The sequence below is a fragment of the Pseudomonas sp. FW305-28 genome (genome assembly GCF_017351395.1).
Classification (GTDB): domain Bacteria; phylum Pseudomonadota; class Gammaproteobacteria; order Pseudomonadales; family Pseudomonadaceae; genus Aquipseudomonas; species Aquipseudomonas fluorescens_AA.
In genome coordinates, this window is record NZ_JACNDD010000012.1 from 1 (window position 1) to 24,284 (window position 24,284).

Consider the following 24,284-nt stretch of genomic DNA (forward strand, 5'->3'; position numbering starts at 1 on the left):
GCTCTACCTGCTCCTTCCGGGCTTCGATGAACTGAAGCCCTGCGCCTTCGAAACCTACTTAACTCATTGAATCTCAAGGAGTTTTCCGTTTCGACTGCGCCGGAAGTGGGGCGAATTATAGACGTCCAGAATCTGCCGTCAACCCTTAATTACGCTTTTGTTGCAGAAGGGACTTTCCTACCCAGCAAACGCGGGATCCGACGCATAACCGGCGGGATTCTCAGCATCAACAGTACGGCCCCAATAAAGGCGTATATCGACCACTCCTTCAAATCTGCCCGCACGATCCACAGCATATGCAGCAGCCCAAGCCCCAGAATCAGATACACCAGGCGATGCAATTTCTTCCAGCGCACGCCCAGTCGCCGCTGGCTGTAGCGATTGGACGTGACAGCCAGCGCCAGCAGGCCGAGAAACCCAAGCGCCCCAACAATAATGTAAGGCCGCTTGCTCAACTCGACGCCCAACTGCGACCAGTCGAACCCCAGTATGAACGCCGCATACCCGCTTAAATGCAGCACCACATAAGCAAAGCACCACAACCCCAACTGGCGCCTGACCGCAATCCACCCCGCCCACCCCGTCATTTTTTGCAACGGCGTCATGCTCAAGGTGATCAACAGCAAAATCAGCGCCCCCAACCCGAGCCGATCCACCAGCACCTTGCCCGGGTCGGGGCCCAACGCATTCATCAAGGCTTCGTAAAGCCAGAGCAACGGCCAGACTGCCGCGGCGATGAAGACGCTCATTCGCCAGACTGGAAAACGCATCAGTAGTCCTTCCTCAGGTCCATCCCTGCATATAAAGAAGCGACCTCATCCTGATAGCCGTTGAACATCAGCGTATCCCGTACATTGGGACTGAACAGCCCGCTCGGCAAACGACGTTCACGTGCCTGGGTCCAGCGCGGATGATCGACCGTTGGATTGACGTTGGCATAAAAGCCGTACTCGTCAGACGCAATGCTTTGCCAGGTGGTCTTTGGCTGCTCGCTCACCAGGCTGATGCGCACGATGGACTTCACACTTTTGAAACCGTACTTCCACGGAACGACCAAACGCAGCGGCGCGCCGTTCTGATTCGGCAACTCCCGCCCGTACATCCCAACCGCGAGGATGGCCAACGGGTTCATCGCCTCGTCCAATCGCAAGCCTTCCACATACGGCCAGTCGATCAAGGCGAAACCGGAACGCTGCCCCGGCATGACTTTGGGGTCCTGCAAGGTTTCGAAGCGGATGTACTTGGCCTTGGAGGTCGGCTCGACCTGCTTGAGCAATGCCGAGATGGGAAAACCGATCCACGGAATGACCATCGACCAGGCCTCGACACAGCGCAGTCGATAAATCCGCTCTTCCAGCTGATAAGGCTTCATGAAGTCTTCCAACCCATAGCGCCCCGGCTTACCCACCTCCCCGTCCACTACCACGCTCCAGGGTTCGGTCTTCAAGGAGCCGGCATTGGCTGCCGGGTCCCCTTTGTCGGTCCCGAACTCATAGAAGTTGTTGTAATGGGTCGCGTCCTTGAACGGTGTGATGGACTCGTTCTTGACCGTGACCGCCTCCCATTGGACGGAGGGCAATTTCTCGGCAAACCAGGACGGCGCCTTGCCCGGCTCGACCTCGGCATAACGCGCCGCGTCGGCAGCGCTGGCCCATCGCGGCAAGCCGCTCACGGCGAGACCCGCCATGGTTGCACCGAGCATCTGACGACGGGATAGATAGAGGGATTCGGGCGTGACGTCCGATTCACGGCAGTCGGACGACTTGGGGATCTTGATCAGCATGACAACTCCGCAGTATTGGAGGGCAGATGCACCAATAGACTGCGGAGTATGGGGGAAATTACATTAAGGCAACGTTTAGCGTCGGCGAAGACGCAACAAGTATTGCACCGGGCCCGAAGCGGCATAGGCGAGGAATACCAGCAGCAGGATACGGGGCGGATCACTGAACACCACCGCGAATACCAGCACCACTGCCAAAATCGCCACAAATGGCACACGGCCCTTCAGATCCAGCTCCTTGAAGCTGTTGTACTTGATGTTGCTGACCATCAGCATCCCGGCCGCGGCAACCAGCAGCGCTACCAGGAACGACATTTTCGAACCCTGGATGCCGTAGTCGCTGAATGCCCAGACAACACCGGCCACGACACCCGCCGCCGCCGGACTGGCCAGACCGATGAAGTAACGTTTGTCAGCCTTGCCGACCTGGGTGTTGAAACGAGCCAGGCGCAACGCCGCACCCGCCACATAGATGAAGGCAACCATCCAGCCGACCTTGCCCATGTCCCCCAGCGCCCAGCCGAACGCCAGCAAGGCGGGAGCCACGCCAAAAGCGACCATGTCGGACAGTGAATCGTACTCGGCGCCGAACGCGCTCTGGGTATTGGTCATGCGGGCGACGCGCCCGTCCAGGCCATCGAGCACCATGGCGACGAAGATGGCAATGGCGGCGGAGGCGAAGTAACGGCTTGCCCCAGCGCTATCACCGGCGCTCAAGGCAGCCTGGGCACTCATGGAGCTGATGATGGAATAGAAACCGGCGAACAGGTTCGCGGTGGTGAACAGATTCGGCAGCAGATAGATGCCACGATGCCGGACCTTACGGCCTTCAGCGTCATGGCCTTCTTCGACGTGCTCATCGATGGGCAACAGGCTTTCGGCGTCAGGAGCCTGGTTTGGCTCGTCGGGACGTTCGCTCATGGGCAATACCTTGCAACGGTGTGAAAAAATTCGACAGATGTCTGGGACGACGGTTCGGCCGCAAACGATGCAGCTTTATACCAGAAGCCATCGCCCAAACGAAAAAACGCGGCCAAGGCCGCGTTTTTCGACTCAAGTTCGCGACTTAGTTCTTGGCTTTGTCGACGATCTTGTTGGCACCGATCCACGGCATCATCGAGCGCAGCTGCTCGCCGATGATTTCGATACCGTGGGCGGCGTTGTTGCGACGCTTGGCGGTCATCGAAGGATAGCCGGTGGCGCCTTCGCTGATGAACATCTTGGCGTATTCGCCGTCCTGAATACGTTTCAGGGCGTTGCGCATGGCCTGACGGGACTCGGCGTTGATGACTTCCGGACCGGTCACGTACTCGCCGTATTCGGCGTTGTTGGAGATCGAGTAGTTCATGTTGGCGATACCGCCTTCGTACATGAGGTCAACGATCAGCTTCAGTTCGTGCAGGCACTCGAAGTAGGCCATTTCTGGCGCGTAGCCGGCTTCAACCAGGGTTTCGAAACCGGCCTTGACCAGCTCGACGGTACCGCCACACAGAACGGCTTGCTCGCCGAACAGGTCGGTTTCGGTCTCGTCCTTGAAAGTGGTTTCGATGATGCCGGTACGACCGCCACCCACGCCAGCAGCGTAGGACAGGGCCACGTTCTTGGCGTTGCCGGACGCATCCTGGTAGATCGCGATCAGGTCAGGGATACCGCCGCCCTTCACGAACTCGGAACGCACGGTGTGGCCCGGGGCTTTCGGCGCGATCATGATCACGTCGAGGTCGGCACGTGGCACAACCTGGTTGTAGTGGATCGCGAAGCCGTGGGAGAAGGCCAGGGTGGCGCCTTTCTTGATGTTCGGCTCGATTTCGTTCTTGTACAGCGCCGATTGGAACTCGTCCGGAGTCAGGATCATGACCAGGTCGGCTGCGGCAACGGCAGAAGCCACGTCGGTCACTTTCAGGCCGTGGGCCTCGGCCTTGGCAACGGTGGCCGAGCCTTTACGCAGGCCGACAGTCACGTCAACGCCGGAATCTTTCAGGTTGCACGCCTGGGCGTGACCTTGGGAACCGTAACCGATGATGGCGACTTTCTTGCCCTGGATGATCGACAGGTCGCAGTCTTTATCGTAGAAAACTTTCATGAATTTCCCCTATATCCGGCCATTCAGGCCATTCGCTAATTTGGTTTAAATGCTGAGTACTTTGTCGCCACGGGCAATCCCGGTGACGCCACTGCGTACGGTTTCCAGAATCGAGGCAGTACCGATCGATTGAATGAAGCTGTCGAGCTTGTCGCTGGTACCGGTCAACTGAACGGTATAGACGCTGGCGCTGACATCGACGATCTGCCCACGATAAATATCGGTAGTACGTTTGATCTCGGCGCGCTGGGCGCCGGTGGCCTTGACCTTGACCAGCATCAGTTCACGCTCGATGTGAGCGCTTTCCGACAGGTCCACCAGCTTGACCACCTCGATCAGCTTGTTCAGGTTCTTGGTGATCTGCTCGATGACTTCATCGTGCCCCACGGTAGTCAGCGTCAGACGCGACAGGGTCGGGTCTTCGGTTGGCGCCACGGTCAGGCTTTCAATGTTGTAGTTGCGCTGCGAGAACAGGCCTACAACACGAGACAGCGCACCCGGTTCGTTTTCCAGAAGCAAGGAAATAATGTGTCGCATGATTAGGTACGCTCCGTCTTGCTCAGCCACATATCGCGCATGGAGCCGTCTTTGATCTGCATCGGGTAGACGTGCTCGCTGGTGTCGACCGCAATATCGATCACCACCAGGCGATCCTTCATGGCGAACGCTTCCTCCATCTTCGACTTCAGATCCTTCGATTCGGTGATGCGCACGCCAACGTGACCGTAGGCCTCCGCCAGCTTGACGAAATCAGGCAGCGATTCCATGTAGGAGTGCGAGTGACGGCTGCCGTAGCTCATATCTTGCCACTGGCGAACCATCCCCAACACACCGTTGTTCAGGATCACGATCTTCACCGGCAAACCGTATTGCAGGCAGGTGGACAGCTCCTGGATGTTCATCTGGATGCTGCCTTCGCCGGTGACGCAGGCGACGTCGGCATCCGGGAAGCTCAACTTGATACCCATGGCCGCCGGGAAACCGAAGCCCATGGTGCCCAGGCCACCGGAGTTGATCCAGCGGTTGGGTTTGTCGAACTTGTAGTACTGCGCCGCGAACATCTGGTGCTGACCCACGTCGGAGGTCACAAAGGCATCGCCCTTGGTCACTTCGCACAGGGTTTCGATCACGGTCTGCGGCTTGATCACACTGCCGTCGCCCTTGTCATAAGGGAACAGGCCGCGATCGCCGCGCCATTCATCGACCTGCTTCCACCAGCTGGCCACGGACTCCTTGTTCGGAACCTCGCCGATTTCCTTGAGAATGGCGACCATTTCGGTCAGCACGCTCTCGACAGGACCGACGATCGGCACGTCTGCCTTGATGGTCTTGGAGATGGACGCCGGGTCGATGTCGATATGGATGATTTTGGCGTTCGGGCAGAACTTCGCCGGGCCGTTGATCACACGGTCGTCGAAACGCGCGCCGACCGCCAGGATCACATCGGCGTGGTGCATCGCCAGGTTGGCGGTGTAGCTGCCGTGCATGCCGAGCATGCCGATGAACTGACGGTCGGTGCCTGGGAACGCGCCCAGGCCCATCAGTGTATTGGTGACCGGCAGGTTGAGCATTTTCGCCAGTTCGGTCAGCGGCGCGGAGCCACCGCCGAGGATCACGCCACCACCGGAGTACAACACAGGGCGCTTGGCCGCCAGCAGCATTTCGGCTGCCTTGCGGATTTGCCCGGAGTGACCACGGACCGCCGGGCTGTAGGAACGCAGCTTGGCTTTTTTCGGGAAGATGTATTCGAACTTCTCGGCCGGGTTGGTCATGTCTTTCGGGACATCGACCACGACCGGGCCCGGACGACCGGATTCAGCCAGGTAGAAGGCCTTCTTCATGACTTCCGGGATTTCCGACGCGTGCTTGATCATGAAGCTGTGCTTCACGATCGGCCGGGAGATACCGATCATGTCGGTTTCCTGGAACGCATCGGTGCCTACCATGGTGCTGGGCACCTGGCCGGAGATGATCACCATCGGGATGGAGTCCATGTACGCGGTGGCGATACCGGTGATGGCGTTCGTGGCGCCAGGACCGGAAGTCACCAGGACCACGCCGGCCTTGCCGGTAGCACGGGCATAACCATCAGCCATATGGGTGGCCGCCTGCTCGTGACGAACCAGGATGTGGGTCACTTCCGGTTCTTTGAACAGGGCATCATAGACATGAAGAAGAGCACCACCGGGGTACCCGTAGATATATTTGACGCCTTCGTCACGCAAAAAGCGGACGAGCATCTCACCGCCAGATAAAAGCTCCACGTTGTTCACCTCTAAAACGCCAGAATACCGACCCACAAAAAGGGGACGGGTCTTAATAGGTTTACTTCTCGGCAGAGCATGAGCGACGGTGGTCGCCGACTACGTCAGCACTGACTGAGCAAGTATTGGGATCGTCCCAAGTGTTGCGGGCCTTTCCCACCCAGCGCGAGGTAACGCGTTGCGGGTGTAACAGGTCGGCGCGGATGTGCGCCTCATGATCTGCCGAGTGGGTCTGCTTCTGGCAGTCCCTCTACAGCGGACTTTGGATTCTTCTGTTTCGCCTCCTTCAAGTCAAGTCGTCTATGTGCTTTATTCGAAGTAAGCGCATGAGAACGCAAGAAAAAACCCTTAAACGGCAACTGTGTTAGCTTCAATTGCGCAACCCAAGACAAGGAAACAGCATGCGAATGTTCTTCTTGACGGCCAGCCTGCTGGTTGGCCTGAGCCCGATGTGCATGGCCGCCCAGGTCTACAAATGGGTGGATGCCCAAGGTGTCACCCACTTCGGATCCCAGCCGCCCCAGGACGCAGAGGCCACCACCGTGATCAAGTCCTCGCCATCCGTCGCCAAACCGCCCGCGCCGCCTTCCGGCGGCGTCATTGGCGACCAGAAGGCGATCGATAAAGAGGTCAAGAAGCAGGTGGCCGAGCAGGAAGCCCAGCTCAAGGCATTTTGCGAGCAGGCCAGGACCAACCTGGCGCAGTTGCAGAACAACCCGCGGGTACGTGAGGACGTAGAAGGGGAAATGCGCCGCCTCAATGACGAAGAGCGGCGCCAGCGCATCGAGGAAACCCGCAAGCAGATCGATGAGCACTGCCAGTAACGTCGGTCAGCCGACGTTGCTGATCATCTGATCGAACTGCGCCAACAGCCGCTGCAATCCCACGCCCTGCCCGGGTCGCTGGGCATAGACCATCTCGGCCATGGCCAGGATGCCCGAGGCGTTGGGCAGCGGCAGGTCGTTTTCCAGGATGGCTTTCATCCTGGGCAGGAAAATCCATTGCAGCCACTGCTCGAAATCCAAGGTATCGACCGCGAACGGCTCTACGCTGGCCAGCGCCTCGGCCGAAGGCGATACCTCGCTCCACCAACCCTGGACCCGCAGCTCCCGCTCGATCAGCAGCAACTGATCGGCGATTTGGGGAAAACGCGTATCCATCAGAGCGAAACCTTGGCCTTCTGACGGGCCAACGCCGCGCCAGCGGAGTCGCCTTGTTTCTCACGGGCCTGGGCGATCAATTCCCACAGGCTGGCCTGAAGTGCCGGGCGACCATTGGAGAATGTCAGGCCACGGCGAGCCAGTTGTTCAGCTTGCGGCGCATCGCCCTGGGCCATGCGCACCTGGGCCAGGCGATAAAGCACCTGCGGTTCGCGCGGCGCGACACGCTGGGCACGCTCCAGGCTGGAGGACGCACCGTTGAGGTCACCGCCAGCCTGTTGCTGTTGTGCCGTGGTCAGCAGGGCCAACACTGGGCCGTCCAGTTGTTCATCGGCGGACAAACCGCCGGAACTTGCCGACGGGACGCTGCTCGGCGTCGAAGGCATGCTGTAGCTGCCCTGATCGATCGGCGAAGTTTCGATAGGCCCTGGCGTGATCGGGCCCGGCGTGATCGGCGTGCTGCTGATCGGCGCCGAGGTTGTCGCACCACCGCCGGGCACCATCACGACGACACCGGTGTCGCCCTGCGGGATGGCCTGGACCTGGCCCTGCGCCGGCCGCTTCACCGTCGTTTGACGGAAACCGCCGTTGGCCGAAACCCGCTCGCTGTTGGACACAGCCGTGCCGGAGTCGACGACCGGAATCGAACCGCGTTGTACGGTAGAGCAACCACTGAGCAAAGCCACGGCCGTTACCGCTGGAATCAACCACTTGTTCACTTGAAACCCTCTTTGCTTAATTCATCCAGTCCTTGACCCAATCCATCACCGATTCGGCGGGATTCGTGCCGCCACAGGCTGCACCGGGTGGCGGTTCGCTGCCGCGAATATACGGCATCTGTACGGCACCCGGGCAATTGGCGTCGGAGCCTTGGCCAGTACGCGAATCGACCCAGGCCTGGACGATGTTGTCCGGTTGCGGCATGTCCAGCGGCAAAGGGTCGGCCTTGCGCATGAAACTGGTCCAGACCTGCAACGCGCCAGTGGCGCCGGTGAACGGGGTCTTGCCGTTGTCATCACGTCCGAGCCAGACCACCGCCAACAAGTCCTGGCTGAAACCGGCGAACCAGCTGTCGCGCGAGTCGTTACTGGTCCCCGTCTTGCCCGCCAGGGTCAGGGTCCGGGGCAGCACGTTATAAACCGAACTGCCGGTGCCTTCACGCATGACCCGCTGCATCGCGCTCTGGATCAGATAAATGGAGGCCGGATCGAAGCGCTGCTGGATCTGGAACGGATAACGCTTGAGCGGCTCGCCATCGGCGGTCAGCACGCTGCGGATTCCGCGCATCGGCGTGTTGAAGCCGCCGTTGGCCAGCGTCTGGTACATGGCGGCCACCTCGATCGGCGTCAGGCCACCCGCCCCCAGCAACATCGATGGGAAGGCCGGGAACTCGCGACTCACCCCCAGCCGCGCCAGGGTCTTGAGTACGTTCGGCACGCCGACTTCCAGCCCGAGGCGAGCCGTCGACAGGTTGTAGGAATGCGCCAACCCCTGATAGAGGAACACCGTGCCGTGGGAACGACGATCATAGTTCTGCGGTTTCCAGACCTGGCCGTCCGCGCCCTTGACCGAGAACGTCTCGTCCGACAGCCAACTGGTCAGCGTGTACTGGCTCGGTTTTTCCAAGGCGGTGAGGTACACCGCCGGCTTGATCAGCGAACCAATCGGACGCACCGCATCCAGGGCCCGGTTGAAGCCGGCGAAACTGGCCTGGCGGCTGCCGATCATGGCTTGGACTTCACCGGTTTCCGGGTTGGTCACCACCATGGCCGCTTCGACTTCGTCGGCGCCCTTGCGTCCGCCCAGCCGTTTGAAGGTGTCCTCGACCGAGGCTTCGGCCTTCATCTGCAGGATCGGGTCGAAACTGGTGAAGATGCGCAGGCCTTCTTCGGTCAAGTCTTCGTCGCGGTAGTCTTCCCGTAGCTGACGCTTGACCAGGTCCATGAAGCCGGGGAACGAACTGTCCGCCAGGCTGCCACGCTTGGTCACGCCCAACGGCATCTTTTTCGCGGCTTCAACTTGCTCGGCCGTCGCCACACCTTGTTGTTGCAGCAGGTCGAGCACCAGGTTGCGCCGTTCGAGGGCACGTTCCGGATTACGACGCGGGTTGTAGGAAGACGGTCCCTTGACCATGCCCACCAGCAACGCCACCTGATGCAGCTTGAGCTCGGACAGCGGCTGGCTGAAGAAGAACTGGCTGGCAAGGCCGAAACCGTGCACCGCCCGCTGGCCGTCCTGGCCGACGAAGACCTCGTTGAGGTACGCCTCCAGAATCTCCTGCTTGTCGTAGTGCAGCTCCAGCAACAGCGCCATCATCGCTTCAGTGAGCTTGCGGGTCAGGCTGCGCTCATTGGTCAGGTAGAAGTTCTTGACCAACTGCTGGGTCAGGGTACTGCCGCCCTGGCGCATATGCCCGGAGGACGTGTTGACCCAGATAGCCCGGGCGATCGACTTGGGCGAGACGCCGAAGTGATGATAGAAGTCGCGGTCTTCGACGGCGATCAGCGTGTCGAGCAGGAACGGCGGTACCTGGTCGATCTTGATCAGGATCCGGTCTTCGAGGTTCTTGGGGTACAGGCCACCAATGAGCAGCGGCTCAAGGCGCACCACCGACAGGCTCGCGTTGTTGGCGCCGGTCAGCGCTGCCACATAGTCACCGGAAAAACGCACCCGCACCGGTTGCGCCTGTTCCATGCCTTCATAGAACTGGAAACCACGGGTGTTGAGGTCGATGGTATTGCCATTGACCGAGGCCGCGCCCGGACCATTGGCCACGCTTTCACGGCGATAACCCAAGGCGTCGAGTTCGGTCAGGAAGTCGTCCTTGCTCAGCTTTTGTCCGACGAACAGCTCCAACGGCCGGGCATAGACCTTGGCCGGGATGGTCCAGCGCTTGCCGGAGAATTTCTCCTGGACCACGGCATCGAGATAGACCGCAAAACCGGCGAGCACGACGAGGCCCACCAGGCTGAGTTTAAGGGCCCAGCCCAGCCAGGGCCGCAGGCGACTGGCGGGTGGTTTCTTGGGGGTACGGGGGGATCGGGTACGAGTCATGGCGGCGGATTATACGCACTTTGCCGCGGTTCAACATGAGCCCGCCACGCGGTTTGCGTTAGCGCGGCTTGCCGCCATAATGACGGCCTTGAATTTTCTCAGACTCTGAAGGACCGCCCGTGAGCCAATCCCTGATCGCCGCCTTGCAAAACCCGGCCCTCTACCCGCATCCCGTCGAAGCGTTCCAGGTCATCGAAACCCACATTTCCTGGGTATTGCTCACTGGGCCATACGCCTACAAATTCAAAAAGCCGGTCAACTTCGGCTTCCTCGATTTCACCAGCCTCGAGGCGCGCCAGCATTTCTGCGGCGAAGAGTTGCGCCTGAACCAGCGCCTGACCCAAGACCTGTACCTGGACGTCCTGCCGATTACCGGTAGCGTCGAAGCGCCACAACTGGGTGGCGACGGCCCGGCCATCGAGTACGCCCTGAAGATGCGTCAGTTCCCACAGAGCCAATTGCTCAGCACGTTGCAAGCCAACGGCGAACTGACCACCGCGCACATCGACGAGATGGCCGCCCAGATCGCCCAGTTCCACCTCTCCACGCCCAAGGTGCCCGCCGAAAACGACGCCGGTACTCCGCAAAGCGTGATGGCACCGGTGCTGCAGAACTTCGAACAGATCCGTCCATTCCTCAGCGACAAGGCCGACCTGCTGCAACTCGAAGCGTTGCAAGCCTGGGCCGAAAGCAGTTTCGAACGCCTCAAGCCGCTGCTCACCCAGCGCAAGGCCGAAGGCTTCATCCGTGAATGCCACGGTGATATCCACCTGGGCAACGCCACCGTGATCGACGGCAAGGTGGTGATTTTCGACTGCATCGAATTCAACGAACCGTTCCGTTTCACCGACGTTTACGCCGACACCGGCTTCCTGGCGATGGACCTGGAGGACCGTGGTCTCAAGTCCCTGGCGCGGCGTTTCGTCAGCCAGTACCTGGAACTGACCGGCGACTACCAGGGCCTGGAACTGCTGAACTTCTATAAAGCCTACCGCGCCCTCGTCCGGGCAAAAGTCGCGCTGTTCAGCATGCCGGCCGAAGCCGATCCGGTGCAGCGCGCCACCACCCTGCGCCAATACCGCAACTACGCCAACCTGGCCGAAAGCTACAGCACCATCCCTTCGCCTTTCCTGGCCATCACCCACGGTGTTTCGGCCGTTGGCAAAAGCCATGTCGCGATGCGCCTGGTAGAGGCACTGGGCGCCATTCGCCTGCGTTCGGACGTGGAGCGCAAGCGCCTGTTCGGCCAGCAACAGGTCCCCAACGATCCACAAGCCGGCATCTACAGCAGCGACGCCAGCAGCGCCACCTACGCCCGCCTGCATGAAGTCGCCGCGGCGATCCTGCGCGCCGGATTCCCAGTAGTGATCGACGCCACCTACCTCAAACACGATCAGCGCGACGCCGCGGCAAAAGTCGCCGAGGCCACTGGCGCTCCGTTCCTGATCCTCGATTGCGACGCGCCGCAAGCGGTCATCGAAAGCCGGCTGGCACAGCGCCAGGCCGATCAACAAGACCCCTCCGATGCGAACCTGGCAGTCATCGCCGCACAACAGTCCAGCCGTGAAGCCCTGACCCCGGCGGAAATTCTCTGCAGCAAGCGGGTCCAAACCAACGAAAGCGGTACGCTCGACATCGTGGTCGCGCAGATCCGCCAGCGCCTGCCAGGCCTGTAGATCACTATTTCGGCCGTGAAGCGATGTCCGGCTTCACGGCCGCCAAATAGTGGCACTATACTGGCGTCATAAAACCATCAGGTGATATGAAATGAGCCTTCCCAAACTTCTCGGTACCCCGCTTTATGCCTTGCTGCGCAAAGATGATATCGCCGGGTTCAACAGCGAACGCCCACAAGGTCCGGTCGACATGCGCGGCGGCGATTTTCGAGGGCTTGATCTGCGGGAACTGAACGCGGACGACGTTGACTTCAGCGACGCCTACTTCCGCTCCGCCGATTTGCGCGGCATCGATTTTCGCAAGTCGTCACTAGAGGGCGCGAGCCTGGCCCATGCGCAGATATCCGGCGCCTACTTTCCGCCCGAGCTGTCTGCGGATGAAATCTTGATGTCGATGAACTTCGGCACCCGGCTGCGCTACCGCACCCGCTGACAGTGCCTGAACCGCGCCGGCCAACGCGCGGACCTGCCACGACCGAACGGACCTCCAGCGCCCCCGCTTGCGCTGGAGAATGCAGTCTTTTCCCTCCTCATCGTGCGTAATGCATTAGAAGCTTTTGCATCTAATCCCACCAAAGAATCACGCTTTTCCTACTGACCGCTACACTGCTCAGAAGCTTGCCCACCGCACCAGTCGGCCGTCGCAAGGAGGCTCGATGAATGATGAACTGCAACACCTGAAGAATCTGGGCAAGACATCGGCCCAGTGGCTGCACGCCGTGGGTATCCACAGCGCTTCCGATTTACGCCGGCTCGGGGCGGTAGACGCCTATCGCGCCGTGCGCACGCGCGGTTTCCGGGCGTCCAAGGTGTTGCTGTACGCCATTGAGGGGGCGTTGATGGATGTGCATTGGAACGACATTCCCGCTGAACGCAAGGAAGCCCTGAATAAACAGCTGGACGCCATTTCGACGCGTCACAAAGCCTGATGCCCTTTCTTTTCCAGTGCGAACCCTGGCCGCGAGATTATTTCGAGGAATCGCAAAAACAATGTTTGACATGGTAATGAGAATCGCTATGATTACCACATCCAGTCGCGAGACTGGTCGATATTTGAACAGCCCTTGGTTCGGACTCTCAGATATCTCCTCATCAGGCTAATCACGGTTATTTGACCCGGCTCTTGCCGGGTCTTTTTTTGCCTGCGATATCACTTACCGATGTGTTCACGCATCTGCGCGCAATAATCCTGGGGCGGCATGGCCGGGGTGTACCACACGTAGTCCGCCATGGCCGACGTCACGTCACTGCCCTCCTCGGCCAACATCAGGACGATCGGTGCCTCGCTGGCGCCAAGGTCCAACGCATGCAGCGGCACGCCGACATCTTTTCGCCCATGCCAGGCGCCTGCGAACAACAATGCCGGTGTCGGCGCTTGCAGCAGGCGTTCGGCCATGCGCCGGTCACGCTGTTGCTGCACGGCCAGCATCGGCGGCATTTGCGACTCCGGCAGCAAACCACAGTGGGATTCACGGATCTGCCCCAACAACGCGTCCTTCACCGTGGCGGCATTGGTGCGAGCGCCCGTCAAGCTGGGCGCTTGCCGATAGAAACGCTGGATCTCGGCGGCGTCCAGATTGGCGGCCAGCAACGGATAGCGTTGCGCCAGGGCAAACTCGACGACGGGCCCATACAGACTCCAATCCCAACCGGGGGACCAGGCCAACGCGTCGGGCAGGTCCTTGGGCAAGGCGGGCAGTTGGCGGACCGAATCAACGCGTGGCTGTTGGGAGGGGGTGAGCATTTCCAGCAACAGGCTGCCCTGGGCCCGCTGGCCGGCCAAGGCCTGGAGCAGCCATAGCTGCAGCGCGTGGTGGTCAGGATTGTCGTGCCGCTCCCCCACCACCACCCGAGGCGCCTTTGCCAGGCGCTCGACCAGTGCCTGTGGCGTCACGGCCTGGCCGTTGTGCAAATCACGGATCCGTCCGTCGAGCGGGGGCGGAGCGATGCTCTGGCACGCCGTCAGTACACTCAATGCCAGAATCAGGAGCAGGCGCACGTCCGTATCCTCCAGGGCGCCCTCAGCGGGCAATGATCAATGGATGCCCGCGCTCCGGATGGTCTTGCACCAGCACATCCAGGCCAAACACCGCCTTGAGCGGTTCCGGGCGCAGTACGTGCCGGGGCGTGTCCAGGGCCACCGGCCGACCGGACGCGAGCAGCAACAGGCGATCACAGTAACGCGCCGCCAGGTTCAGGTCATGCAGGATAACCAGCACGGCGGCGCCGCGACCGGCGAATTCACGCACCGCCTGGAGAATGGTGTGCTGATGCAGCGGATCGAGCATCGAGGTTGGCTCGTCCAGTAACAGGGTCTGCCCCGCTTCACCCGGCCACAACTGCGCCAACACCCGCGCCAGATGCACCCGCTGGCGTTCGCCGCCGGACAACGCCAGGTAACTGCGACCGTGCAGATGCGCGGCGTCTGCCGCTTGCAGCGCCGCGACGACGATTTGCTCGTCGCGCAGCCGACCACTCTGATGCGGCAGGCGCCCCATGCCGACGACTTCCTCGACGCGAAAGGCAAAATCCAGGGTCGAGGACTGCGGCAAGACCGCCAGGCGACGGGCGCGCTCGGCACCCTGCCATTGGGCCAGTGGACGGTCTTCGAGCCAGACCTGCCCCTGGCTCGGCCGCAACTCACCACACAGGCCCGCCAGCAAGGTACTTTTGCCCGCACCGTTAGGCCCGAGCACACCGAGTACTTCGCCGGGGTTGAGCAGCAGATCGATGTCCGCCAGCACGGTGTTGCGGCCACGCTGAATGTGCAGGTTTTGTGCTCGCAACATCAGGCGCGCCCTCGTACCAATAGATAGAGGAAGAACGGCGCGCCGATGAAGGCCGTGACGATGCCGATCGGCAATTCCGCAGGGGCCAGCGCCAAGCGTGCCACCAGGTCGGCGAGCAGCAAAAGACTTGCTCCCGCCAGCACTGAAGCGGGCAGCAACACACGGTGGTCGGGGCCGGCCACCAGGCGCACCAGATGCGGCACCACCAGCCCGACGAAACCGATCATGCCCGCCGCCGCCACCGCCGCGCCAACCCCCAGGGCCGTACAAAACACCAGCTCACGCTTGAGGGCTTCGACGTTGACGCCCAAATGGGCTGCCTCGGACTCGCCCAGCAACAGCGCATTGAGCTCCCGGGCTCGGCGTGGCAGCCAGAGCGCCACGCTGGCGCTGACCAGCAACAGCGGCCACAACCTCGCGTAGCTGGCGCCGTTGAGACTGCCCAGGTTCCAGAACGTCAGGGTGCGCAGGGTCGCGTCGTCCGCCAGGTAGGTGAACAGGCCGACGGCGGAACCGGACAGCGCGGTCAGGGCGATGCCGGCCAGGAGCATGGTCGCGACATGGGTCTGGCCATTGCGGCGACCGAGACGATAGACCAGCGCCGTAACGCCGAGCCCGCCAAGGAACGCACACAACGACAACACGTAAGGGCCGAAGGCTTCGGGCAACCCACCCAGCGCCGAGCCACCGACAATGGCGACGGCTGCGCCCAAAGCGGCACCGCTGGACACACCCACCAACCCCGGGTCTGCCAGCGGGTTACGGAACAGCCCCTGCATCGCCACGCCGGACAACGCCAACACCCCGCCCACCGCCAAGCCTAGCAGGGTGCGTGGCAAACGGATCTGGCCGAGGATCAGTTCGGCCTGTTCCAGGCCATCGGCGGCCACCGGCAGGCCCAACAGGCGCAAAGCGGCGCGCAAGGTGTCCAGCAGCGGCAGGCTCACCGGCCCCAGGGCCAGCGACAGCCAGGTCGCCAGCAAACACAGCAGGCCCAGGCCGATAAACAAGGTGCGAGGCTTGACCAACGAAGTCATGGCGCCGCAGCCGGCTCAGCCGGATAAAAGCCTGCCGTCAGTTTCACCAGGCTTTGCGGCAATCGCGGGCCCAATCCGCCCACCAACAGCGTGGGGTCAAGCTCCATGATGCGCCCGTCCCTGGCGGCCCGAGTCGAGGAAAGAATCGGATTTTCCCTGAACAGCGCCGCACGGGCTTCTTCACCACTCAAGACACGGTCGGCGAAGACCAGCACGTCAGGATTCAGGCTGGCCAGGGTTTCCACTGAAAAGGATTTATAGCCGCTGTGGGTTGCCAGGTTGCGACCGCCGGCCTGCTGTAACAGCCAATCGGCGGCCGTACCCAGACCAGCGACCAGCGGCTTGCCGCCGGAACTGCCCACCAACAGCAATACGCCGGGAGCCTTTTGCTTGAGCTGGGCCTCGGTCACCCGGGCATGTTGCTGGGCGAGCTGTTCCTGATAACGGTCGAACAGCCGGGCCGCCATGGCCTGCGCCCCCAGCAACTGCCCCAGGTGCTGCAAATTGCCTTGCAGGGTTGGAAGGTCTGGCGTGGTCGAGAACAATTCGACCTTTACGCCGGCGCTGCGGATTTGCGCCAGCACAGGTGGCGGCCCCATCTCCTCGGTACCCACCAGGATCTGCGGACGCAGGCTCAATACGCCCTCTGCGGACAGTTGTCGCTGATAGCCAATGCTGGGCAGGGCCCGCAAGGATTCAGGATGCTGGCTGGTGGTGTCCACGCCCACCAGTTTCGATTCGCCCCCCAGTGCACTGACCCACTCGGACAAGGCGCCGCCGGCGCTGACCCAACGCTGCGGCGATTCAGCCGCGCTGGCCCCCTGGTTGACCAACAGAGCGACACAGAGCGCAACAACGCGGATGTTCAGGCGCATCGGGCAGCTTCCTCAAAGAAGTTTTTCGCAGGACCGGGCCGGGCCAAGTATCCTCAGCCACTTGCGAAGGAGGCGCCATTTGATAATTGTTTTCATTTGACCGTCAAGCGTGGATCTTTTGCTACATGAAGCCCCTGTGGGAGCGAGCTTGCTCGCGATAGCGGTGTACCAGTCACCTTAATGTTGGCTGATCGACCACTATCGCGAGCAAGCTCGCTCCCACAGACGCTCACTCCGACAGACATATAGAGACACACATGAAGTTTCTTTGCTCCGCCGCCGAACTGCCCGACAACGGCAGTCGCGGTTTCGACCTCGATGGGCGCAAGGTGCTGGCCGTGCGACGCGCTGGCCAGGTATATGCCTATATCAACCGCTGCCCGCACCGGGGCGTGCCGCTGGAATGGCAACCCGACCAGTTCCTCGACCCCAGCGCCAGCCTGATCCAGTGCGCCACTCACGGCGCGCTGTTCCTGATCGAGAGCGGTGAATGCGTGGCCGGCCCCTGCGCCGGTCAGTTCCTGGCCGCGCTAGACAGCCGGGAGGTCGAGCAAGGCATCTGGGTCGAACAGTAGCGGTTCGAGCAACACTGGCAACGCACGGTCCACCCACATCTGCTCGGGCGTCAACGTCACTCCGTAGGCCAACACTTCCACCCCCGCCGCCACCGCATCACGCAGGGCTGCGGCGTATACCGGGTCGATCTCGTGTGCCGGGCGCACGGCCTCGATGCCACTCAGGTTCACGCAATACAGCTGCACCGCCCGCACACCTTCCCGGGCCAGGCCGGCGAGCTCCCTCAGGTGTTTGGCTCCGCGCAGCGTGACCGCATCGGGAAACGCCGCCACCTGGGTGCCATCGAAACCCAACGTGACACTTTTGACTTCGACCCAGGCCGAGCCTTGGGCGTAGTCCAGGCGAAAATCGATGCGGCTGTTTTCCACGCCATAAGCCACTTCACGCTTGAGCCCGGTGAACCCGTTCAGTTCACTGATGACCCCGGCGCGCAAGGCTTCTTCGACCAAGGCGTTGGCCCTCGCGGTATTGATGCAGGCCAGCCGCCCTTGAGGGGTTTCGCCGATTTCCCAGGTGCCGGGCAACTTGCGCTTGGGGTCGCTGGAGCGACTGAACCAGACGCGCGCGCCTTCAGCCATGCAGTTGAGCATCGAGCCGGTGTTGGGGCAGTGAATAGTGAGGAGTTCGCCGTGAACGGTCTCGATATCAGCGAGAAAACGCTTGTAACGTCGAATCAGACGACCTTCTTCCAACGCAGGGGAAAAACGCATCAGCCTTGCCAGCTCCGCAGTCCACGTTCGATTCGCGCCACCGCTTCCTGTAGCCGCGGCAAGCTCTGTGTATAGGCGAACCGCACATGGTGGCTGGCCTGATGACGGCCGAAATCCAGACCCGGGGTGAAGGCCACGTGTTCGGTTTCCAGGAAATGCTGGCAGAACGCAAAGGCATCGCCGCCGAAGGTGCTGATATCGGCATAGAGGTAAAACGCCCCTTGCGGCTCCACCGCGATACCGAAGCCCAGTTCACGCAAGGCCGGCAGCAGAAAGTCGCGGCGCAGCGCGAACTCGGCCCGCCGCTGCTCGAAGATTTCGATGGTGGCGGGCTCGAAACAGGCCAGGGCGGCGTACTGGGCCATGCTCGGCGCACTGATGTAGAGGTTCTGCGCAAGTTTTTCCAGCTCGCCGATGGCCGCCGAAGGGGCCACCAACCAGCCCAGCCGCCAGCCGGTCATGCCGAAATACTTGGAAAAACTATTAAGGACAAAGGCGTCGTCGTCGACTTCCAGCACACTGGCGGCGTCGGTGCCATAGGTCAGGCCGTGATAGATCTCGTCCACCACCAGATGGCCGTTGTGGCCCTTGATGGCCTTGGACAACCCTGCCAACTCGTCCCGGGTGAGAATCGTCCCGGTCGGGTTGGCTGGCGAGGCCACCAACGCACCGACGCTGTCCTGGTCCCAATGACGATCCACCAGGTCCGGCGTCAATTGATAGCGCACATCCGGCCCCACGGGCACCAATTGCGCCGCGCCTTCCACCAGGCGCAGGAAATGACGGTTGCACGGATAGCCGGGGTCGGCCAACAGCCAATGCTTGCCCGGGTCCACCAGCAAGGCGCTGGTCAGCAGCAACGCGCCGGAACCGCCCGGCGTGATCATGATCCGTCGAGGATCGATGTCCACCCCGTAGCGCTGGCCATAGAAACCCGAGATGGCTTCGCGCAGCTCGGGAATGCCACGGGCCGCGGTGTAACGGGTCTTACCCGCCGCCAGCGCGGCCTGGCCGGCCTGGATGATCGGTTCGGCGGTGGTGAAGTCCGGCTCGCCGATCTCCAGGTGGATGACGTCATGCCCGGCGGCTTGCAGTTCGTTGGCGCGAGCCAACAGCGCCATCACATGGAAAGGTTCGATGGCGCGGCTGCGCGCACTGTAGGGCTGAGCCATTGGCCTTCCTTCAAGGGAAAAAGAACCGATTCTACCCAACTCGGGAACAACTGCGGGAACACGCGCGAGACCAAAGCGGTCTGAGCCCTCGAATTGCAGGAAATGACTCCCGCGATTGGCCCAGGCTTGACTAGAATCAAGCATTGAGCAGGTTTAGATCCCCACCGAAGCGAACCCGGCCACGTTTTACAGACCCCGGCCGCCGCAGGCTCGACAACCGGGAGTAGCGCGGCCCGATTTGATCTGGTAAGTTCGCCCGCTTGCAGCCGCAGGGCCGGCAGGTGTCGGTGATGGAGCAATCCTGCGTAGTGGATTACAAGAGTAGAGGCGGTCCATTCATGCCCACCCAAGCAAAGCAAAATCAAAATCAGTCGCTCAGCGGGTTTGAGCCTTACGTCCCGCAAGCTGGCGAAGAGTATATGGGCGCCCCCATGCGCGCGCACTTCACCAAGATCCTGAACAAGTGGAAACAGGACTTGATGCAGGAAGTCGACCGCACCGTGGACCACATGAAAGACGAAGCGGCCAACTTCCCCGACCCGGCCGACCGTGCCAGTCAGGAAGAAGAGTTCAGCCTCGAACTGCGCGCCCGTGACCGTGAGCGCAAGCTCATCAAGAAAATCGACAAGACCCTGCAACTGATCGAAGACGAAGAATACGGTTGGTGCGAGTCCTGCGGCATCGAGATCGGCATTCGTCGCCTGGAAGCCCGACCGACCGCCGACCTGTGCATCGACTGCAAGACCCTGGCGGAAATCAAGGAAAAACAGGTCGGCAAGTAATCGCCGGGGCTGTTACCGAAACGGAGCGTTCATACGCTCCGTTTTTTGTTTCCGATATTTTCTCCAAGCTTCGATGCCCCCCTGTGGGAGCGAGCTTGCTCGCGATAGCAGTGGATCAGCCAGCAGTGATGTGGCTGACAGGCCGCTATCGCGAGCAAGCTCGCTCCCACAAGGGGATATGTTTTGTTGTCGAGATTGCATGCCCACCGCCCGGACCCAGTAACATTCACCCTATGACTGCCTACATCGGACGCTTCGCCCCCACCCCCAGCGGCCACCTGCATTTCGGTTCGCTGGTCGCCGCACTGGCATCGTACCTGGATGCCCGGGCCGTGGACGGGCGCTGGTTGCTGCGCATGGAAGACCTCGACCCGCCCCGGGAAGAACCGGGCGCGCAAGCGGCGATTCTCAAGGCACTGGAAAGCTACGGGTTTGAATGGGACGGCGAAATGGTTCGCCAAAGCGAGCGCCATGACGCCTACGACCAAGTCATCAACCGGCTGTTCAGCCAAGGCCTGGCCTATGCCTGCACCTGTTCGCGCAAGCAACTGGAGGCGTACCAGGGCATTTATCCGGGCCTGTGCCGCAATGCCGGGCACGGCACCGAGGACGCTGCCATCCGCCTGCGCGTCCCCGAGCTCGAGTACCACTTCACCGACCGGGTCCAGGGCGAATTCCGCCAGCACCTGGGCCGTGAAGTCGGTGACTTCGTGATCCGCCGCCGCGACGGACTCCATGCCTATCAATTGGCCGTGGTCCTGGACGACGCCTGGCAAGGGGTGACCGATATCGTGCGCGGCGCCGACCTGCTGGACTCCACGCCGCGCCAGCTCTACCTGCAAGAACTGCTCGGGTTGCCACAACCGCGTTACCTGCACGTGCCGTTGATCACCCAGCCCGACGGGCACAAGCTCGGCAAGTCCTACCGTTCACCGCCACTGGCGGCCGACCAGGCCACACCGCTGCTGCTACGGGCGTTGCGCGCGCTGGGCCAGCAACCGGGCCTCGAACTGGACGACGCCAGCCCACGGGAACTGCTGGCCTGGGGCATTCGCCACTGGGACGCGGGCAAGATCCCGCGCACACTGAGCCTGCCCGAAGCGCAAATACGTTGACGGCCCTTGCAGCTTGGCGCCCATCCGTTACCATCGCCGCACGTTTTCGGGCACGCGCATAAATTAGAGAGGCCGGGATGTATATCTATCGCTTGGTCCTGCTCCTGGTAGTGGGGATTTACTTGTTCTCCCCGGCCATCATGGATTGGTGGATCGATGCCACGGGTGCCTGGTATCGGCCGTATCTGCTCTGGCTGATCCTGATTGTCGTGACCTTCATCCTGCAGAGCCAAAAAGATGCCGATGAGCTTTAGCCTGACCCAGATGATCCTGATCAGCGCCGCCTACCTGGCGGTGCTGTTCGGCGTGGCCTGGATCAGCGAACGGGGCATGATTCCCCGGGCGATCATCCGCCACCCGCTGACCTACACCCTGTCGCTGGGTGTCTATGCCAGTGCGTGGGCGTTCTATGGCACGGTCGGGCTGGCCTATCAGTACGGCTATGGTTTCCTCTCCAGTTACCTCGGTGTATCGGGCGCGTTCCTGCTGGCGCCGGTGTTGCTCTACCCGATCCTGAAAATCACCCGCACCTACCAACTGTCCTCCCTGGCCGACCTGTTCGCCTTTCGCTTTCGCAGCACCTGGGCCGGCGCCCTGACCACGATTTTCATGCTGGTCGGGGTGTTACCGTTGCTGGCCCTGCAAATACAGGCCGTGGCCGACTCCATCAGCATCCTGACCCGCGAACCGGTGCAGCACCGGGTGGCATTGAGTTTCTGTGTGCTGATCATCCTGTTCACGATTTTCTTCGGTTCCCGGCACATCGCCACGCGGGAGAAACACGAAGGCCTGGTGTTCGCGATCGCCTTCGAGTCGGTGATCAAGCTGATCGCCATCGGCGGCGTCGGTCTCTATGCCCTGTACGGCGTGTTCGACGGCCCGCAACAGCTGGAAGTGTGGCTGCTGCAGAACCAGACCGCCCTCGCCGCCTTGCACACGCCCTTGCAGGAAGGCCCGTGGCGCACGCTGTTGCTGGTGTTCTTCGCCTCGGCCATCGTGATGCCGCACATGTACCACATGACCTTTACCGAGAACCTCAACCCGCGCTCGCTGGTGAGCGCCAGTTGGGGCCTGCCGCTGTTCCTGCTGCTGATGAGCCTGGCGGTGCCGCTGATCCTCTGGGCCGGCCTGAAGCTGGGCGCCAGCACCAACCCGGAATATTTCACCCTGGGCATCGGCATCGCCGCCAACAGCAAGGCCCTGGCGTTGCTGGCCTACGTCGGCGGCCTGTCGGCGGCCAGCGGCCTGATCATCGTCACCACGCTGGCCTTGTCGGGCATGGCCCTCAACCACCTGGTGCTGCCGCTCTACCAGCCACCGGCCGAAGGCAACATCTACCGCTGGCTGAAATGGACCCGGCGGGCGCTGATCGTCGCGATCATCATGGCCGGCTACGGTTTCTACTTGATGCTGGGCGACGGGCAGGACCTGGCCAACCTGGGCATCGTCGCCTTCGTCGCCACCTTGCAGTTCCTGCCCGGCGTGCTGTCGGTACTGTATTGGCCGACCGCCAACCGCCGCGGCTTCATCGCCGGCCTGCTGGCGGGGATCCTGGTGTGGCTGGTGGCGATGCTGCTGCCGCTGATGGGTAACTTGCAGGGTTTCTATATTCCGCTGCTGAACATGATCTACGTGCTCGACGACACCAGTTGGCATATGGCGGCCATCGCTTCCCTGGCAGCGAACGTGCTGATGTTCACCCTGATCTCGCTGTTCACCAACGCCAGCAGCGAAGAGGCCAGCGCCGCCGAAGCCTGTGCGGTCGACAATGTTCGTCGTCCGCAGCGCCGTGAACTCCACGCCGCCTCGCCCCAGGAGTTCGCCACCCAACTGGCCAAGCCCCTGGGCGCCAAAGCCGCGCAAAAGGAAGTCGAACAGGCCCTGCGTGACCTTTACCTGCCCTTCGATGAACGCCGCCCGTATGCCTTGCGTCGCCTGCGGGACCGGATCGAGGCCAACCTGTCCGGCCTGATGGGCCCCAGCGTGGCCCAGGACATGGTCGAGACGTTCCTGCCCTACAAGGCCGGCGGCGAGAACTATGTCACCGAAGACATCCACTTCATCGAAAGCCGCCTCGAGGATTACCACTCGCGCCTCACCGGCCTGGCCGCCGAACTGGACGCCTTGCGCCGTTACCACCGCCAGACCCTGCAGGAACTGCCGATGGGCGTGTGTTCCCTGGCCAAGGACCAGGAAATCCTGATGTGGAACAAGGCCATGGAAGAACTGACCGGAATCGCCGCCCAGCGCGTGGTCGGTTCCCGCCTGAGCACCCTGGGCGAGCCATGGAAAGGCTTGCTGCAAGGCTTCATCGACCTGCCTGACGAGCACCTGCACAAACAGCACCTGGCCCTCGACGGCCAGACCCGTTGGCTGAACCTGCACAAGGCGGCGATCGACGAGCCGTTGGCACCGGGCAACAGCGGCCTGGTGCTGCTGGTGGAAGACCTGACCGACACCCAGATGCTCGAAGACAAGCTGGTCCACTCCGAACGACTGGCAAGCATTGGCCGGCTGGCCGCCGGGGTGGCCCACGAAATCGGCAACCCGATCACCGGCATCGCCTGCCTGGCGCAGAACCTGCGCGAAGAGCGCGAGGACGATGGTGAGTTGACGGAAATCAGCGGCCAGATCCTCGAACAGACCAAGCGCGTGTCGCGCATCGTCCAATCGCTGATGAGCTTCGCCCATGCCGGCGGTCACCAGCACAATGACGAGCCCGTCTGCCTGGCCGAAGTGGCCCAGGATGCCATTGGTCTGCTGGCCCTCAACCGGCGCAATTTCGAGGTGCAATTTTTCAACCTGTGCGACCCGGACCATTGGGTCGACGGCGACCCCCAGCGGCTCGCCCAGGTGTTGATCAACCTGCTCTCCAACGCGCGGGACGCCTCACCGGCCGGCAGCGCGGTGCGGGTCAAGAGCGAAGCTTTCGAACACACGGTCGACCTGATCGTCGAAGACGAAGGCAGCGGTATCCCACAGAACATCATGGACCGATTGTTCGAACCCTTCTTCACCACCAAGGATCCTGGCGAAGGCACCGGTCTGGGCCTCGCACTGGTCTATTCCATCGTTGAAGAGCATTATGGACAAATCACCATCGACAGCCCGGCCGATGTTCAGAGCCAGCGCGGCACCCGTATCCGGGTGACCTTGCCGCGTCATGTCGAAGCGACGTCCGCTGTGAACTGAGACCGTCGAGAGAATC

General features: G+C 61.7%; 24 protein-coding genes. 9 read left to right on the plus strand and 15 right to left on the minus strand.

All coding sequences use genetic code 11. The features are described 5' to 3' along the window. Positions 1-149: 149 nt before the first annotated feature. From msrQ to J4E53_RS04770, 6 genes are all read right to left on the minus strand, one after another. Positions 150-770 carry a protein-methionine-sulfoxide reductase heme-binding subunit MsrQ gene (msrQ, locus tag J4E53_RS04745; protein WP_103311034.1) on the minus strand — a complete coding sequence of 207 codons (621 nt, stop codon included), beginning with the start codon at positions 768-770 and terminating at the stop codon, positions 150-152. Further along, a complete protein-coding gene (gene msrP, locus J4E53_RS04750) occupies positions 770-1,783 on the minus strand; it encodes a protein-methionine-sulfoxide reductase catalytic subunit MsrP (RefSeq protein ID WP_060740607.1) in 1,014 nt (337 codons plus the stop codon). Before msrP ends, msrQ begins: the two co-directional genes overlap by 1 nt. 75 nt (positions 1,784-1,858) lie before the next feature. After that, entirely contained in the window at positions 1,859-2,704 is an 846-nt protein-coding gene (gene pssA, locus J4E53_RS04755) for a CDP-diacylglycerol--serine O-phosphatidyltransferase (protein ID WP_060740606.1), read from the minus strand. A 145-nt stretch (positions 2,705-2,849) separates the two neighbouring features. Beyond that, positions 2,850-3,866: a ketol-acid reductoisomerase gene (gene ilvC, locus J4E53_RS04760; RefSeq protein ID WP_003185459.1), complete on the minus strand. Its 1,017-nt coding sequence runs from the start codon at positions 3,864-3,866 to the stop codon at positions 2,850-2,852. Positions 3,867-3,911: 45 nt separating this feature from the next. Further along, entirely contained in the window at positions 3,912-4,403 is a 492-nt protein-coding gene (gene ilvN / locus J4E53_RS04765) for an acetolactate synthase small subunit (protein ID WP_003176102.1), read from the minus strand. Positions 4,404-4,405: 2 nt separating this feature from the next. Then, complete coding sequence (locus tag J4E53_RS04770; RefSeq protein WP_060743130.1) at positions 4,406-6,130, minus strand: acetolactate synthase 3 large subunit; 1,725 nt, start codon at positions 6,128-6,130, stop codon at positions 4,406-4,408. 401 nt (positions 6,131-6,531) lie between these two features. Between J4E53_RS04770 and J4E53_RS04775 the strand changes: the two genes are divergently transcribed. Next, a complete protein-coding gene (locus J4E53_RS04775) occupies positions 6,532-6,954 on the plus strand; it encodes a DUF4124 domain-containing protein (protein ID WP_060740605.1) in 423 nt (140 codons plus the stop codon). 6 nt (positions 6,955-6,960) lie between these two features. Here the strand turns inward: J4E53_RS04775 and J4E53_RS04780 are convergent, their stop codons facing one another. Genes J4E53_RS04780 through mrcB form a run of 3 tightly spaced genes read right to left on the minus strand, consistent with a single transcriptional unit; the run spans position 6,961 to position 10,344 of the window. Further along, positions 6,961-7,290, minus strand: coding sequence for a YqcC family protein (locus J4E53_RS04780; RefSeq protein ID WP_060740604.1), 330 nt, complete (start codon positions 7,288-7,290; stop codon positions 6,961-6,963). Continuing rightward, the gene (locus tag J4E53_RS04785; RefSeq protein ID WP_060740603.1) at positions 7,290-8,009 is read right to left on the minus strand and encodes a M48 family metallopeptidase; all 720 of its coding nucleotides are present in this window, start codon (positions 8,007-8,009) and stop codon (positions 7,290-7,292) included. Before J4E53_RS04785 ends, J4E53_RS04780 begins: the two co-directional genes overlap by 1 nt. A gap of 16 nt (positions 8,010-8,025) precedes the next feature. Continuing rightward, positions 8,026-10,344: a penicillin-binding protein 1B gene (gene mrcB / locus J4E53_RS04790; protein ID WP_060740602.1), complete on the minus strand. Its 2,319-nt coding sequence runs from the start codon at positions 10,342-10,344 to the stop codon at positions 8,026-8,028. Positions 10,345-10,463: 119 nt separating this feature from the next. On the opposite strand from mrcB, the gene J4E53_RS04795 reads away from it, so the two are divergent. The 3 genes from J4E53_RS04795 to J4E53_RS04805 all read left to right on the plus strand — a co-directional run bounded on the left by J4E53_RS04795 (position 10,464) and on the right by J4E53_RS04805 (position 12,949). Next, complete coding sequence (locus J4E53_RS04795) at positions 10,464-12,020, plus strand: bifunctional aminoglycoside phosphotransferase/ATP-binding protein (protein WP_060740601.1); 1,557 nt, start codon at positions 10,464-10,466, stop codon at positions 12,018-12,020. Positions 12,021-12,111: 91 nt separating this feature from the next. After that, positions 12,112-12,453, plus strand: coding sequence for a pentapeptide repeat-containing protein (locus J4E53_RS04800; RefSeq protein ID WP_060740600.1), 342 nt, complete (start codon positions 12,112-12,114; stop codon positions 12,451-12,453). Positions 12,454-12,676: 223 nt separating this feature from the next. After that, positions 12,677-12,949 (plus strand): TfoX/Sxy family protein, encoded by a 273-nt coding sequence (locus J4E53_RS04805; RefSeq protein ID WP_003205623.1) that lies wholly within the window; start codon positions 12,677-12,679, stop codon positions 12,947-12,949. A gap of 221 nt (positions 12,950-13,170) precedes the next feature. Here the strand turns inward: J4E53_RS04805 and J4E53_RS04810 are convergent, their stop codons facing one another. Genes J4E53_RS04810 through J4E53_RS04825 form a run of 4 tightly spaced genes read right to left on the minus strand, consistent with a single transcriptional unit; the run spans position 13,171 to position 16,721 of the window. Beyond that, the gene (locus J4E53_RS04810; protein WP_103310733.1) at positions 13,171-14,019 is read right to left on the minus strand and encodes a ChaN family lipoprotein; all 849 of its coding nucleotides are present in this window, start codon (positions 14,017-14,019) and stop codon (positions 13,171-13,173) included. A gap of 22 nt (positions 14,020-14,041) precedes the next feature. Continuing rightward, complete coding sequence (locus J4E53_RS04815; RefSeq protein ID WP_103310732.1) at positions 14,042-14,809, minus strand: heme ABC transporter ATP-binding protein; 768 nt, start codon at positions 14,807-14,809, stop codon at positions 14,042-14,044. After that, positions 14,809-15,792, minus strand: coding sequence for an iron ABC transporter permease (locus tag J4E53_RS04820; RefSeq protein ID WP_177431740.1), 984 nt, complete (start codon positions 15,790-15,792; stop codon positions 14,809-14,811). The genes J4E53_RS04815 and J4E53_RS04820 overlap by 1 nt, the downstream gene beginning before the upstream one ends. A 50-nt stretch (positions 15,793-15,842) precedes the next feature. Further along, positions 15,843-16,721, minus strand: coding sequence for a hemin ABC transporter substrate-binding protein (locus tag J4E53_RS04825; RefSeq protein WP_103310729.1), 879 nt, complete (start codon positions 16,719-16,721; stop codon positions 15,843-15,845). A 257-nt stretch (positions 16,722-16,978) separates the two neighbouring features. On the opposite strand from J4E53_RS04825, the gene J4E53_RS04830 reads away from it, so the two are divergent. Beyond that, positions 16,979-17,296, plus strand: a complete 318-nt coding sequence (locus tag J4E53_RS04830; protein ID WP_103310728.1) for a Rieske (2Fe-2S) protein — start codon at positions 16,979-16,981, stop codon at positions 17,294-17,296. Here J4E53_RS04830 and sfsA read toward each other — a convergent pair. Continuing rightward, positions 17,252-18,007, minus strand: coding sequence for a DNA/RNA nuclease SfsA (gene sfsA / locus J4E53_RS04835; protein WP_103310726.1), 756 nt, complete (start codon positions 18,005-18,007; stop codon positions 17,252-17,254). The genes J4E53_RS04830 and sfsA overlap by 45 nt on opposite strands. Beyond that, positions 18,007-19,179: a pyridoxal phosphate-dependent aminotransferase gene (locus tag J4E53_RS04840; protein ID WP_103310725.1), complete on the minus strand. Its 1,173-nt coding sequence runs from the start codon at positions 19,177-19,179 to the stop codon at positions 18,007-18,009. Before J4E53_RS04840 ends, sfsA begins: the two co-directional genes overlap by 1 nt. A 338-nt stretch (positions 19,180-19,517) precedes the next feature. Between J4E53_RS04840 and dksA the strand changes: the two genes are divergently transcribed. From dksA to J4E53_RS04860, 4 genes are all read left to right on the plus strand, one after another. Continuing rightward, positions 19,518-19,961 (plus strand): RNA polymerase-binding protein DksA, encoded by a 444-nt coding sequence (dksA, locus tag J4E53_RS04845; protein WP_003205639.1) that lies wholly within the window; start codon positions 19,518-19,520, stop codon positions 19,959-19,961. A gap of 233 nt (positions 19,962-20,194) precedes the next feature. After that, positions 20,195-21,076: a tRNA glutamyl-Q(34) synthetase GluQRS gene (gene gluQRS, locus J4E53_RS04850; RefSeq protein WP_103310723.1), complete on the plus strand. Its 882-nt coding sequence runs from the start codon at positions 20,195-20,197 to the stop codon at positions 21,074-21,076. 77 nt (positions 21,077-21,153) lie between these two features. Beyond that, positions 21,154-21,330 (plus strand): hypothetical protein, encoded by a 177-nt coding sequence (locus J4E53_RS04855; protein ID WP_003176118.1) that lies wholly within the window; start codon positions 21,154-21,156, stop codon positions 21,328-21,330. Beyond that, positions 21,314-24,268 carry a sensor histidine kinase gene (locus J4E53_RS04860; RefSeq protein WP_162491245.1) on the plus strand — a complete coding sequence of 985 codons (2,955 nt, stop codon included), beginning with the start codon at positions 21,314-21,316 and terminating at the stop codon, positions 24,266-24,268. Before J4E53_RS04855 ends, J4E53_RS04860 begins: the two co-directional genes overlap by 17 nt. Positions 24,269-24,284: the final 16 nt, after the last annotated feature.

Coding starts and splice junctions, on each gene's coding strand:
- J4E53_RS04855 (WP_003176118.1), top strand. CDS start 21,154: ATGTATATCTATCGCTTGGTCCTGCTCCTGGTAGTGGGGATTTACTTG.
- J4E53_RS04805 (WP_003205623.1), top strand. CDS start 12,677: ATGAATGATGAACTGCAACACCTGAAGAATCTGGGCAAGACATCGGCC.
- msrP (WP_060740607.1), bottom strand. CDS start 1,783: ATGCTGATCAAGATCCCCAAGTCGTCCGACTGCCGTGAATCGGACGTC.
- sfsA (WP_103310726.1), bottom strand. CDS start 18,007: ATGCGTTTTTCCCCTGCGTTGGAAGAAGGTCGTCTGATTCGACGTTAC.
- mrcB (WP_060740602.1), bottom strand. CDS start 10,344: ATGACTCGTACCCGATCCCCCCGTACCCCCAAGAAACCACCCGCCAGT.
- J4E53_RS04840 (WP_103310725.1), bottom strand. CDS start 19,179: ATGGCTCAGCCCTACAGTGCGCGCAGCCGCGCCATCGAACCTTTCCAT.
- J4E53_RS04800 (WP_060740600.1), top strand. CDS start 12,112: ATGAGCCTTCCCAAACTTCTCGGTACCCCGCTTTATGCCTTGCTGCGC.
- msrQ (WP_103311034.1), bottom strand. CDS start 770: ATGCGTTTTCCAGTCTGGCGAATGAGCGTCTTCATCGCCGCGGCAGTC.
- J4E53_RS04780 (WP_060740604.1), bottom strand. CDS start 7,290: ATGGATACGCGTTTTCCCCAAATCGCCGATCAGTTGCTGCTGATCGAG.
- J4E53_RS04775 (WP_060740605.1), top strand. CDS start 6,532: ATGCGAATGTTCTTCTTGACGGCCAGCCTGCTGGTTGGCCTGAGCCCG.
- J4E53_RS04815 (WP_103310732.1), bottom strand. CDS start 14,809: ATGTTGCGAGCACAAAACCTGCACATTCAGCGTGGCCGCAACACCGTG.
- dksA (WP_003205639.1), top strand. CDS start 19,518: ATGCCCACCCAAGCAAAGCAAAATCAAAATCAGTCGCTCAGCGGGTTT.
- ilvC (WP_003185459.1), bottom strand. CDS start 3,866: ATGAAAGTTTTCTACGATAAAGACTGCGACCTGTCGATCATCCAGGGC.
- J4E53_RS04825 (WP_103310729.1), bottom strand. CDS start 16,721: ATGCGCCTGAACATCCGCGTTGTTGCGCTCTGTGTCGCTCTGTTGGTC.
- J4E53_RS04830 (WP_103310728.1), top strand. CDS start 16,979: ATGAAGTTTCTTTGCTCCGCCGCCGAACTGCCCGACAACGGCAGTCGC.
- ilvN (WP_003176102.1), bottom strand. CDS start 4,403: ATGCGACACATTATTTCCTTGCTTCTGGAAAACGAACCGGGTGCGCTG.
- gluQRS (WP_103310723.1), top strand. CDS start 20,195: ATGACTGCCTACATCGGACGCTTCGCCCCCACCCCCAGCGGCCACCTG.
- pssA (WP_060740606.1), bottom strand. CDS start 2,704: ATGAGCGAACGTCCCGACGAGCCAAACCAGGCTCCTGACGCCGAAAGC.
- J4E53_RS04860 (WP_162491245.1), top strand. CDS start 21,314: ATGCCGATGAGCTTTAGCCTGACCCAGATGATCCTGATCAGCGCCGCC.